Here is a 12,160-nt window from a genome sequence, read left to right on the forward strand (position 1 = left end):
AACCTCTTCCATGGACGCCTCCTGCAGTGGTGCTTCAACACCTCCACTCTGGCACATCGATGCCGTCAGGGGGCGTCCACCCCAACGCTTCTGGGAAGTGAATAGGGCGGACCGAACGTCCACTCGTGGGTCTCAATTCAGATTATGCGCCAGAAAGTCCACAAAGACACGGACTCGGGCGGGCACGTTGCTGCCGCCGACGAAGACGGCATGGATCTGCTCGACGTCCCCGGGATTGAAACTTTCGAGAAGAGGCACGAGCGCGCCTGTCGCCAATTCGTGTGCAGCGCTGAAGGCGCCTACCCGGGCAATGCCGACGCCGGCCGTGGCGAGCTGCGCCAACGTCTCTCCGTTGTTGGCCTCGATGCTTCCGCGAACAGAAAGGTTGAAGTCGTGACCGTCGCGTCGGAACGGCCAAACCGGCTCTGCGCGCCGGAAGTTGAAGTTCAGACAATTGTGCCGGAGCAAGTCCTCCGGCTCTTCCGGCACGCCATGCCGTGCGAGATAGGCTGGAGCTGCAACGATCACGCGACCCGTTTCGCCCAACTTGCGCGCGGTGAGTGCGCTGTCGGGGAGCGGACCGAACCGCACCGCCACATCGGCCTGACCCGCCGCGATGTCGACGAGCATGTCGGATAGGGCGATGTCGACGAAGATGTCTGGGTACAGCTCCACGAACCGGCCGAGCAGCGGCACGACGCATAGTCGCCCATGCGACAGCGCGGCGCTGACGCGCAGCCTGCCGCGCGGCGCACCCTGATCGGCGATCAGCTGCTCTGCATCGTCCAGGTCGGCAAGGATGCGCCGCGCCGCCTGAAGGTAGCTCTGCCCTTCAGCGGTCAGGGACAGTGCGCGAGTCGAGCGCAGCAGCAGGCGCACGCCAAGGCGGGCCTCGATCCTGTCGACGGCGCGGGCGACTGCCGACGGGCTCATGTCGAGCACGCGCCCGGCAGCCGAAAAGCTTCTCTGGTCCACCACGGCCGCGAATAGCGCCAATGCGCGTGCGCGATCGGTGCCGCTACTCAGTTTTTTTGCGTTCATTGCAAAGATCCTCGGCGCGCGCGCCTCCTACTGCGGCATGCTGGCTTCGTCCATCTATGCGCCACGTCGGCAAGAGGGATAAGACATGGAATATCGGCAACTCGGCCGCTCGGGCCTTCGCGTGCCCGCGCTCAGCTTTGGGACGGGCACGTTCGGCGGCAAGGGACCGCTGTTCAGCGCCTGGGGGCAGAGCGACTCCGCCGAAGCACGACGGCTGATCGACATCTGCCTCGAGGCGGGCGTCACCCTGTTCGACACGGCGGATGTCTATTCCGCCGGAGCGTCCGAGGTGATCTTGGGACAGGCGATCCGCGGTCGGCGGGACGATGTGTTGATCTCCACAAAGACGGGCTTGCCAATGGGGGACGGACCGCAGGATTGGGGCACCTCGCGCGCCCGGTTGATCCGCGCCGTGGATGCCGCGCTCCGCCGGATGGACACCGATCATATCGACCTCTTGCAGCTCCACGCCTTCGATGCCGCGACGCCGACCGAAGAGGTGATGGAGACGCTGGCCACGTTGATCGCGTCGGGCAAAGTCCGCTACGCCGGTGTCTCCAACTATCCGGGCTAGCAGCTGATGAAGGCGCAAGGCCTGGCCCATCGACACGGCTGGCCGCGTCTCGTCGCGCATCAAGTCTATTATTCGCTGATCGGGCGCGCCTATGAGGCGGACCTCATGCCGCTGGCAGCGGACCAGGGCATCGGTGCGCTGGTGTGGAGCCCGCTCGGCTGGGGCAGGCTCACCGGCAAGGTCGGCCGCGATCGTCCGTTGCCGGCAGCGAGCCGCCTCCACCAGACCGAGCAATTTGCCCCTCCCGTCGCGCCCGAGCATCTTTATCGCGTGATCGATGCGTTGAAGGTGGTAGCTGCGGAGACGGGCAAAACCGTGCCGCAAATTGCGATCAACTGGCTGCTGCGGCGGCCTACGGTCTCGTCCGTCATCATCGGCGCGCGTAACGAGGAGCAGCTTCGTCAGAACCTGGGCGCCATCGGCTGGGCGCTGACGAGGGAACAGGTTGCAGCGCTGGACGAGGCCAGCGCCGTACTGCCGCCCTATCCGCATACGCCCTACCGCCAGCAGGAGGGCTTCGCCCGCCTCGCGCCGGCTCTTGTGTGAGGACCCAATAATGAAGACCAACCCAGGCTTGCTTGCCCTGGCCATCGGTGCGTTCGGCATCGGCGTGACCGAGTTCGCCCCCAATGGGACTGCTTCCGGTGATCGCTCACGACCTGCACGTCTCGATCCCGGCCGCCGGGCTGCTCATCAGCGCCTACGCCCTTGGCGTTCTGATCGGGGCACCGGTGATGACGCTGACCACCGGGCGCGTGCCGTGGCGCGCGTTGCTGATCGGATTGGCCGCTATCTTTACCGCGGGCAACCTGCTGGCGGCGATAGCAGACAGCTATGCCATCTTGTTCGCCGCGCGTGTCCTGACCGCGTTCAACCATGGCGCATTCTTCGGTGTCGGCTCGATCGTGGCCGTCAGCCTGGTCGCGCCCGAGAGGCGCGCCAGCGCGGTTGCGGCGATGTTCATGGGACTGACGATCGCGAATGTCGTAGGCGTGCCCGTGGCGACCTGGGCAGGCGAGCATCTCGGCTGGCGTGCCTCCTTCTGGGGTATCGCGGCGCTGGGCGTCGCGATGATGGCATCGCTGCGGCTGACCTTGCCGCCGCTGCCCGCATCGGGCGGTGAGAGCGCGCTGGCGGAACTGCGCGTGCTAACCCGCGGTCCGGTGCTGGCAGCCCTAGGCCTGACGGTCGTCGGATCGAGCGCGATGTTCACCGTGTTCACCTATATCGTCCCGATCCTGCGGGAGGTGACGCAAGCCTCGCTGGGCTTCGTCACCGCGATGCTGGTGACCTACGGTTTGGGACTGACCGCAGGCAATTGGCTCGGTGGGCGCTTTGCCGATCGGTCCGTCGATCGCACGTTGATCGTGACGCTCGCATCGTTGTCGGCCATCCTGGTCGCCTTTGCGGTGCTGATGCCGCATGCCGGCCCGAGCGCGGTGCTGATCTTCCTATGGGGAACGGCGAGCTTTGCGCTGGTGCCGCCGCTGCAGGTGCGGGTCATGTCCGCTGCCGCCGACGCGCCGAACCTTGCCTCGGCGGTGAATATCGGGGCGTTCAACCTGGGTAATGCGATTGGCGCGGCGCTTGGTGGAGGCGTCATCGCCGCGGGCTTCGACTACCCGGCCGTGGCGCTCGCTGGCGCGAGCACGTCCGCAGCGGGGCTTCTCGTGCTGCTGTTCGCCACCCGTGCTCCTGCCAAGGCGCATCCGCTCACGTCGCCGCGCTGAGCCGCACGCCGATGGACAGGGGTCTGCCAGTGGTAGGACTTAAGCGCCCTAAGCGGTCGAGAGGGGGGATGAGACGGCGAGACGGCGCCATCGACGCCGCCCCGCCGGCGATCATGCGCCGCGGTCGAGTGCGAGTGTCTGCTGGTGCTGGACGACCCGCCAGACCTCGTGCTCGAGCCGCCGGATCGTCGACGTGCACCAGGCCTCATAGCCGGGGCCGCCGCCGCGCTCGGCTCGGACGTGGTAGCCGATAACGATCAAGCCCTCCTGCGGTCGCGAAACCGTGCGCTCGGTCAGTTCGGCGCGGTCCCATACGGGTGTCTCGGCGACGGCGGCAATGGCCTCTTCGCCGTGAAAGGCGAACGGGGGGCGCGGCAGGACCATGACGACCTCGGGATCCACCTTCTCGCGATAATTATCCGGGCCTTCGATCCACAGGCTCTGCTCGAAGCCCCACAACCGGTCGTCGTCCACATGCAATCTCCTTCGCGCCATCAGCGGCTGAAGCCTGGTGGGGTTCCTGCGGGACAGCCGCTCTTTACGCCCGGTCCGCCAGCGTGCAGGTGCCTGCTTGTTCCTTCTGCAGGTGGGGCGGCAACGAAAAGCGCTAACCGGTGTTCGACAGACAGTGACATGCCTACCGACGCCGTCGGTCAAGCGGGAGGCCAGATGCCGCGATCCTCATTGACGACCGTGACGGATCGGCGATCGCTGATGCTGGGCGCAGGAGCGATGCTTGCCATGACACCGTCGCGTAAAGGGGCGGCTGCGAGCGGAAACCAGATTGTTGTTCCCGGCGCCCGGCTGACGATCGTTCATGGCGGCGGGCGATGGATGGAAGGGCCGGCCTGGGATCGGCGCGCGGGCCGCCTGCTGTGCAGCGACGTCAAGGGAAACAAGATTCTGTCGATCGTTCCCGGTCAGGCAGTGACGACGTTTCGGGAACCGTCGAACAACGCCAACGGCAACGCTTTCGATCACGAGGGCAGGCTCGTCAGCTGCGAGCATCTCAACCGGCGCGTGGTGCGTCAGGAAAGGGACGGGCGGATCACCGTGCTCGCCGATCGCTACCAGGGACGGCGGCTGAACGCGCCCAACGATATCGCGGTCGCTTCGGACGGAGCAATCTGGTTCACCGATCCCGTCTTCGGCATCACCGTGCCCGATTGGGGCTGCCCGCCGAGCCCGAGCAGCGCGGGCGCTTCGTACTTCGCATCGATCCGGCGGGCGCGCTTGGCGTCGTCGCCGACGGCTTCGATCAGCCCAACGGCATCGTCTTCTCTCCCGACGGGCGGACGCTTTACGTCAGCGACACCGGCGGCGCGCTGAACCCCGAGGGTCCGCGCGAAATCCGCGCGTTCGATGTCATCGATGGCGTCCGGCTCGCGCGCGAGCGGCACTTCGCGACGCTAGACCACGGCATCCCCGATGGCCTGACCGTCGATAACGAAAGACGTGTCTACGCCGCCACGGCGGACGGCGCGGCGATCTGGTCGCCGGCGGGCGAGCCGCTCGGAATCATCCCCACCCCCGTCACCTGCGGCAACCTCGCATTCGGCGGGCGTGATGGGCGCACGCTGTTCCTGTGCGCGACCGATCGGGTGTTCGCCATCGATACCATGGCAAGAGGCTGGACATGACAGACCGTAACGATCCGATCATCGCCCGCCGCACCGCGCTGATCGGCCTGTCGGGCCTCGTCGCAGGCACTACCCTGAACTCGGGGACCGCCGCCGCGCAGGCCCGACGTACGCCGTCTGGGAGGACGCCCCCCGCAACGCCGACGGGCAGCATGGACCTGTTCCGCGCCGCGGCCGCCCCCTCGACGCCGACGGGCGTCGTGGTGACGCGCTCGGGGCGCACCTTCGTCTTCATGCCGCGCTTCAACGACGCGGTGCCCTACACCGTCGGCGAAGTCGCCGCAGACGGCAGCGTTCGTCCCTACCCCGATGCGGCGCGCAACGTGCCCGATGGCAAACACGCGGCCGACCGGCTGATCCACGTGCCCAACGGCGTCGTCGATGGCCGCGAGCGGTTGTGGTTGCTGGACGCCGGGCTGATGGCCTCGAGCGGCGCCCCGGTGCCTTGTGGCGCGAAGCTCGTCTGCGTCGACCTGGCCACCGACCGCGTCGTGCGAACCATTCCCCTTGCCCCGGCGGTGGAGCCGACTTCATCGCTTAACGATCTGCGGCTCGATGCCGAAGCGCGGCGCGCGTTCATCAGCGACCAAGGCCAAGTGGGCGATGGGGCGATCGTCGCGGTGGACCTCGACAACGGCCGTGCCGTCCGCCGTCTCGCCAAGCATTACAGCACCGCGTCGGTCGACGGGATCGTCAAGATCGTCGAGGGTCGGCAGGTAATGCAGCGGCGACGCGACGGGTCGACCGGCGCGGTCAAGGGCGGCGCCAACGGCATCGCGATCAGTCCGGACGGCCGGCGCCTGTTCTACGCGCCACTGATCGGGCGACACCTCTATGCAGTCGACACCGGCGCGCTGCTCGATCCCACGATGGACGACGCAGCGCTTGCCGCGACGGTCGAGGATCTGGGGGAGAAGGGGCTGACGGGTGGGCTTCTTTGCGATCCGCAGGGTCGCGTGCTGCTGGCGCTGCAGGAGCATAATGCGATCGGGCGCCGCAACCACGACGGTAGCGTCGAGATCGTCGCGTCTGACCCACGGCTGATCTGGGCCGACACGATGTGGATCGAAGATGACTGGCTCTACATCTCCGCCGCACAGGTAAACCGCCGCCCCGAATTTAATCGCGGCGACGATCTACAGCGGCCACCCTATGCGATACTCAGAACCCGATTGCCGCTCTAGCGTCGGAGGCTCAAGACCGACGGCCAGGTCAGCGAAACGAGCTTCCGCCGTCAGAGACGGCCCTGGCGGACGCCCAGGCCAGACCAGATCGCTTATTCCTGGGGCAAGTGTGGCATCAGCTTGTCCAGCGTGATCGGGAAATCACGCACCCGGATGCCTGTCGCGTTGTACACTGCGTTCGCGACCGCGCCGGCCGCGCCGCAGATGCCGACCTCGCCGATGCCCTTGGCATGGATCGGATTGGCGTGGATATCGCGTTCAGGCAGGAAAACCACGTCCAGGTCGGGCACGTCGGCGTTCACGGGGATATGGTACTCGGCGAGGTCGCGGTTGACGATCTTGCCGGTCCGCTCGTCGTGGATCAGCTCCTCGTGAAGCGCCGCGCCGATGCCGAACGTCATGCCGCCCAGGCACTGCGATCGGGCCGTCTGCTGGTTGAGGATGCGCCCGGCTCCGAAGACGCCTAGCATACGCCGGACGCGGATTTCACCGGTGACCACGTTCACGCCGACCTCGGCGAAGTGGGCACCGTAAGACGCCTGATTGAAGAGCTCTTCCTGCTTGCCCTTGTCGATCGTTCCGGTCGCCTCGATCGGCTCGCCCTCGGTCAGCGAGCCAATCGGAACGCTGCGGTTGCGCGCGATCGCCTGGCCGTCCTTGAGGGTCAGTTCCTCCTCGTCGACGTCCATGGCCTTTGCCAGCTTCTGACGGATCGTCTGGGCGGCCAGGTAGACGGCCGACCCCGCCGATGCTGCGCCCCATGAGCCGCCCGAACCCGCGGCCGGAACATGGTTGGTGTCGCCCAGCTCCATGCGGATGCGATCAAGCGGCAAGCCCAGCATGTCGGCCGCGATCTGCGTCAGGATGGTGTAGCTGCCCGTGCCGATATCGGTCATTGCCGAGCTCACGGTGGCGGTGCCGTCGGGATGCAGCGCCACCTTCGCCGAACTCTTCATCAGCGTGTTCGCCCGTGCCGCGGACGCGACGCCCATACCGATCAGCCAGTCGCCCTCGCGCCGCGCGCCCGCGGGCTGGCGCTTGCTCCAGCCGAAGCGCTCGGCCCCCTGCGTCAGCGCCGCCTTGAGCGAACGCGACGAGAAGGGCACCTTCTTCTCGGGATCTTCGGCTGGTTCGTTGAGCAGACGCAGTTCGATCGGATCGATGCCCAGCTTCTCGGCCAGTTCGTCCATTGCGCATTCGAGCGCAATCAGACCGACGGCCTCGCCCGGCGCGCGCATCGAACCGGACAGGAGCCAGTTCACCCGCACGAGATCGTGACTGACCTTCCGATTCTCGCCCGCGTACAGAAAATGCGTCGAGATGCCGGCCGGCTCGAAATAGTCCTCCGTGTCGAGGTTGGAGGCAGTCGTCTCGTGCCCGATCGCGACCAGCCGCCCGTCGGTGCCGGCGCCAAGCCGCATCCGTTGGGAGGTATTGGATCGCCGTACGGTGACGTCGAACACCTGCTGGCGCATCATCACCGCCTTGACCGGCCGGCCGAGCCGCTTGGCGGCGACCGCCGCGGCGACGCTTTCGGGCGCAATGCCGAGCTTGGAGCCGAAGCCCCCCCCGATGAAGCGCGACACGATCCGCACCTTGGACGCGGCCACCCCAAGCGACTTGGCGAGCTGCTGCGCGTCGGATGTCGGCATCTGATAGGCGCCGTAGAGGGTCAGCGCGCCGTCCCCGTCCCACATTGCCAGACTGGCATGCGGCTCCATCGCGGCCGAATTCTGGCTCGGCGTCGTATAAGTCACATCTACCGTCACCGGGGCCGCGTCCATGGCGGCGTCGATGTCGCCCTGTGCCGATTGCGCGGGCGTGTTGTTTTCCGGCAGGTCACCGTCCCGCTCCGCGTCCATCGAGAAGGCGAATACGCCGGCGCCGGTGTCATATTCGATCGGCAGGCGTATGGCGGCGTCGCGGGCGGCTTCGTAGGTGTCGCCCAGCACGATCGCGACAATCTCGCCGAAATACTCGATGTCCTTGACGCCCTGGGTCGGCGCTTCGGTCTCGCCGCCCTGCTGAGACACGCGAATGAAGGTATCGTAATCGGTCACCACATCGATGACGCCGGGCAAGCCCTTCACCGCATCGACATCGACCGAAACCACCTTGCCCTTGCCGATACCGGCCCCGACAAGGACGCCATAGGCGACGTCGTCGACGCGGTATTCGGCGGCATAGATCGCTTGGCCCGAGACCTTGGCCGGCCCATCGACCCGCTCGACGCCGAGCCCGACGAGCCCCTGCACGGTGGTGTCCAGCCGGCTGACCGGCTGGGGCTTGTCCATCGTGAGCGAGTTGTCGCTCTTCCCGAAACCAAACATCTAGCGTGCCTCCGTCAGATCGCGCAGCGTCGCGGCAAGCGTGCGCCGGGCGAGCGGGATCTTGAAATCATTGGTGCCCTGGCCCTGCGCGTCCGCCAGTAGGATATCTGCCGCACGCTCGAACAGGGCCGGCGAGGGCGGCTGACCGACAAGCGCCTGCTCTACCGCGACATCGCGCCAAGGCATCGGTCCTAGCCCGCCGAAGGCCAGCCGGGCCTCGGCGATGCTGCCATCCTCCATGCGGACGACGCCCGCGACCGATACCAAGGCGAAGGCGTAGGAAGCCCGATCGCGCACCTTGCGATAAGCTTGACGGCTACCTTCTCGCACCGGCGGGAGCGCCACATGGGTGATCAGCTCGCCGGACTCTAGCACCGTCTCGATCTGCGGCGTGTCGCCGGGCAAGCGGTAGAAATCAGCGAGTGCGATGCGCCGGCGATCGCCGTCGCGCTTCAGCGTCACAACGGTCGCGTCCAGCGCGCGCATGGCTACGGCCATGTCGCTGGGGTGGGTAGCGATGCAGTTCTCGCTGGTACCGAGCACCGCCAGGATGCGATTTTCGCCGCCGATCGCCGAGCATCCGGACCCGGGTTCGCGCTTGTTGCACGGGGAATGGAGGTCGTAGAAATAGTAGCAGCGGGTACGCTGAAGCAGGTTGCCGCCGGTCGTCGCCTTGTTGCGCAGCTGCCCGCTGGCGCCCGCCAGCAGAGCGCGGGCCAGCACCTCGTAGCGGGCGACGACCCGCGGATCGGCGGCAAGATCGCTGTTGGGCACCAGGGCGCCGATCAGCAGCCCGCCATCCTCCGCATCCTCGACCCCGGCGAAGTCGAGCCGACTGATGTCGACCAGTTTGCCGGGGGTTTCGACCTGTAGCTTCATCAAGTCGAGGAGATTGGTCCCGCCGGCGATAAAGCGGGCGTCGGCGGTGTCGAAGTTGCGCACCGCGGCTTCGGGCGTCGCCGCCCGCTCATAGTGGAACGACCTCATGCGGACACGCCTTCCCGGCGAGCTGACGTGGCCGCTGCCGAGGCATGATCGGCGCCCACCTCCGCGATGGCCGCGCGGATGTTCGGATAGGCAGCGCAGCGGCAAAGATTGCCGCTCATCCGCTCCGCGATCTCGTCGGTGTTCAGTCCAGGCGACGACAGGTCGGCCGAAACGTGGCTTCCCCACCCCGCCGCCACTTCGCCCAGCATGCCGACCGCCGAACAGATCTGACCCGGCGTACAATAGCCGCACTGATAGCCGTCGTGAGCGACAAAGGCTGCCTGGAGCGAATGCAGACGCTCGGGGGAGCCGAGACCCTCGATCGTCGTGATCTCGTCGTCCTGATGCATGACCGCGAGCGTCAAGCAGCTGTTGATCCGCCGACCATTGACCAGCACGGTGCAGGCGCCGCACTGACCGTGGTCACACCCCTTCTTGCTGCCGGTGAGCGCCAGATGCTCGCGCAGCAGGTCGAGCAACGTGGTGCGGACATCCACGTCGGCCTCTCGGCGCTGTCCGTTGATCGTAAATTGCATGGGCCCTCCGTGGCTTCCACGCGTCAACGCAGCGGAGGCCAAGCTGTTCAAGCGTCCAGGCAAAATTGCCCGATGGCTGCGGCGGGAGGAGAAAAATTGAACGAGCCGAGCGTAAGGGAGCGCGGGCTGGTGAGGCAGGCGAGAAGGCGGCGGGACCGATGCCGCTGCTTGGCCGTTCAGAGCGCTAGTCCATCTATTTGGAGTGAAAGCGCACGCCATGACCGATCGTTCGTCCTCACCGATTTTGCAGCCTACGAGCTTGGGGGAGCTGCCCCTCAAGAACCGGATCGTCATGGCGCCGCTCACTCGCAGCCGATCGAACGACGAGGGCATCTCGCCGACGTTCGTCGCCGATTATTATGCGCAGCGCGCCGGTGCTGGCCTGATCATCAGCGAGGCAACGAACATCTCGCCGCAAGCCGTCGGCTACGCCTTCACGCCCGGGATCTGGAACGAGGCGCAGGTCGAGGCGTGGCGGCCGATCGTGCAGGCCGTTCACGATGCCGGCGGGCTGATCTTCCTTCAGCTCTGGCATACCGGCCGCATCTCGCATCCGGATCTGCATGGCGGCGAGTTGCCGGTGGCACCATCGGCGATCAAGCCGCAAGGCCAAGCCTTCACCAAGGAAGGCATGAAGGATCACGCGACGCCTCGGGCCTTGGAGACCGAGGAGGTGGCGGCAATCGTCGACGATTATCGACGCGCCGCCGCCAACGCCAAAGCCGCGGGGTTCGACGGTGTCGAGGTCCATTCCGCGAACAACTATCTCCTCGAGCAATTTGTGCGTGACAGCACGAACCAGCGCAACGATCGCTACGGCGGGTCGATCGAGAACCGGCTGCGGTTTCCGCTCGACGCGATCGATGCGGTGGTCGACGTCTGGGGGGCGGACCGGGTCGGCGTCCGCCTGTCCCCTGCCACGACGCAGCCCGGCGAGACGCCGCTCGACAGCCAAGTGATGGAGACCTACGGCACTTATGTCGACGAGCTGTCGAAGCGTGGCCTGCTGTATATTCACGATATCGAGGGCGTGACCCAGCAGACGCGAGACGCGCCGGACGGCGTCGACTTCGCGGCATTGCGCAAGCGCTTCGACGGCGCCTACATCGCCAACAACCAGTATACGCTGGATCTCGCCGAACAGGTGCTGGAGGCAGGTGACGCCGACCTCTTCAGCATGGGGCGCCCCTTCATCGCCAATCCCGATCTCGTCGACCGCCTGCGGATCGGCGCGCCGCTGGCCGAGGCGCCGAAGGAATATTGGTACGGCGGTGGCTCGGTCGGCTATTCGGATTGGCCGACCGTCGGCGCTTCGCGCTGACCGGAAGGGGGGGGCAGGTGTCGAACTTGCCTCTTACCCATTCCCATGGGGTCGCTTTCGAATTTGGCTTTGCAGACACGTTGGGGTTATCGGCTGGGTGAGACGCCCGCTACCATCACCTTAGCGGGTTCTCGTCGGGATGGAGCGACTGGCTATCTGCGTTTCTTTCTTCAAAGCCAATGTGAACGAGGGTTCGTTGCCGAGCACTGCAACTTGACAGTCGAATGACCACAAATGCGTCGTCTCAGCTTAAATCGCCTGCCTTGTTCATAGCACCCAAATGGAGCCGGTCGGCGATCGTCACTTGGCCTTATCCGACAGCCGATTGAGGATCGGGATTGCGGCCTGAAGTCTGTTGCACTCCTCAGGAGACAGCGAGCTGCGGATCGCATCCGCGATATGGACGGTGCGCTTTGCTTTCGCCTGCGATAGAGCGAGCTGCCCTTCGGACGTGATCGACACGAGCCTGCTGCGGCGGTCTGCGGCATCAGCAAGTTGTCGCACTAATCCGTCCGCCTCGAGCCCCGCGACCACAAGGCGCATCGTCTGATGAGTGACGCCGCGTCTGTCAGCCAAAGGGGCGACGTTCATCGGTCCGAGATTTTCGAGAAGATCGAGTGTCTCGGACTGCGCTGACTTCTGCGTGCTGACGTGACCCCAGTCTTTCAACCAGCGGCAACCAGAGACCGACCGGTGTTGTCGCGCATGAGCGCAGGTGAAGTAACGGGCGGGGTTAACCCCGCCCGTTGCTGTTCGAGCCCGGCAGCGAATGCGGCCGGGGTAGCGTAGCCGAGCGACGAGTGCGGCCGCTCGGTGT

At 66.2% G+C, this 12,160-nt stretch carries 9 protein-coding genes and 4 pseudogenes; 6 read left to right on the plus strand and 7 right to left on the minus strand.

The window, feature by feature from the left end:
• Window positions 1-132: 132 nt before the first annotated feature.
• Window positions 133-1,041: a LysR family transcriptional regulator gene (locus GGQ80_RS18070; protein ID WP_183987482.1), complete on the minus strand. Its 909-nt coding sequence runs from the start codon at window positions 1,039-1,041 to the stop codon at window positions 133-135.
• Window positions 1,042-1,126: 85 nt separating this feature from the next.
• Here GGQ80_RS18070 and GGQ80_RS18075 point away from each other — a divergent pair.
• A pseudogene (locus GGQ80_RS18075) lies at window positions 1,127-2,161 on the plus strand (aldo/keto reductase).
• Window positions 2,162-2,171: 10 nt separating this feature from the next.
• Window positions 2,172-3,345 (plus strand): annotated as a pseudogene (locus tag GGQ80_RS18080) (MFS transporter).
• A gap of 111 nt (window positions 3,346-3,456) precedes the next feature.
• Here GGQ80_RS18080 and GGQ80_RS18085 read toward each other — a convergent pair.
• Window positions 3,457-3,819: a DUF4440 domain-containing protein gene (locus tag GGQ80_RS18085; RefSeq protein ID WP_183987484.1), complete on the minus strand. Its 363-nt coding sequence runs from the start codon at window positions 3,817-3,819 to the stop codon at window positions 3,457-3,459.
• A 360-nt stretch (window positions 3,820-4,179) separates the two neighbouring features.
• On the opposite strand from GGQ80_RS18085, the pseudogene GGQ80_RS18870 reads away from it, so the two are divergent.
• The 3 genes and pseudogenes from GGQ80_RS18870 to GGQ80_RS18095 all read left to right on the plus strand — a co-directional run.
• Window positions 4,180-4,482 (plus strand): annotated as a pseudogene (locus tag GGQ80_RS18870) (SMP-30/gluconolactonase/LRE family protein); the annotation flags it as partial.
• A gap of 29 nt (window positions 4,483-4,511) precedes the next feature.
• Window positions 4,512-4,985 (plus strand): SMP-30/gluconolactonase/LRE family protein, encoded by a 474-nt coding sequence (locus GGQ80_RS18675; RefSeq protein WP_281375505.1) that lies wholly within the window; start codon window positions 4,512-4,514, stop codon window positions 4,983-4,985.
• Window positions 4,982-6,169, plus strand: coding sequence for an L-dopachrome tautomerase-related protein (locus GGQ80_RS18095; RefSeq protein WP_183987486.1), 1,188 nt, complete (start codon window positions 4,982-4,984; stop codon window positions 6,167-6,169). The genes GGQ80_RS18675 and GGQ80_RS18095 overlap by 4 nt, the downstream gene beginning before the upstream one ends.
• 92 nt (window positions 6,170-6,261) lie before the next feature.
• On the opposite strand, the gene GGQ80_RS18100 is transcribed toward GGQ80_RS18095, so the two are convergent.
• Genes GGQ80_RS18100 through GGQ80_RS18110 form a run of 3 tightly spaced genes read right to left on the minus strand, consistent with a single transcriptional unit; the run spans window position 6,262 to window position 10,022 of the window.
• Window positions 6,262-8,463, minus strand: a complete 2,202-nt coding sequence (locus GGQ80_RS18100; protein WP_246347205.1) for a xanthine dehydrogenase family protein molybdopterin-binding subunit — start codon at window positions 8,461-8,463, stop codon at window positions 6,262-6,264.
• 36 nt (window positions 8,464-8,499) lie between these two features.
• A complete protein-coding gene (locus tag GGQ80_RS18105; protein WP_183987490.1) occupies window positions 8,500-9,486 on the minus strand; it encodes an FAD binding domain-containing protein in 987 nt (328 codons plus the stop codon).
• Window positions 9,483-10,022, minus strand: coding sequence for a 2Fe-2S iron-sulfur cluster-binding protein (locus GGQ80_RS18110; protein ID WP_183987492.1), 540 nt, complete (start codon window positions 10,020-10,022; stop codon window positions 9,483-9,485). The genes GGQ80_RS18105 and GGQ80_RS18110 overlap by 4 nt, the downstream gene beginning before the upstream one ends.
• A 217-nt stretch (window positions 10,023-10,239) precedes the next feature.
• On the opposite strand from GGQ80_RS18110, the gene GGQ80_RS18115 reads away from it, so the two are divergent.
• A complete protein-coding gene (locus GGQ80_RS18115; protein WP_183987494.1) occupies window positions 10,240-11,343 on the plus strand; it encodes an alkene reductase in 1,104 nt (367 codons plus the stop codon).
• A 300-nt stretch (window positions 11,344-11,643) separates the two neighbouring features.
• Here GGQ80_RS18115 and GGQ80_RS18875 read toward each other — a convergent pair whose 3' ends face one another.
• On the minus strand, window positions 11,644-11,934 hold the full coding sequence (locus GGQ80_RS18875) for a MarR family transcriptional regulator (protein WP_183987496.1): 291 nt from the start codon (window positions 11,932-11,934) through the stop codon (window positions 11,644-11,646).
• Between the two features lie 74 nt (window positions 11,935-12,008).
• Window positions 12,009-12,160 (minus strand): annotated as a pseudogene (locus tag GGQ80_RS18880) (IS3 family transposase); the annotation flags it as partial.

The organism is Sphingomonas jinjuensis (genome assembly GCF_014197105.1).
GTDB classification, from domain to species: Bacteria; Pseudomonadota; Alphaproteobacteria; order Sphingomonadales; family Sphingomonadaceae; genus Sphingomonas; species Sphingomonas jinjuensis.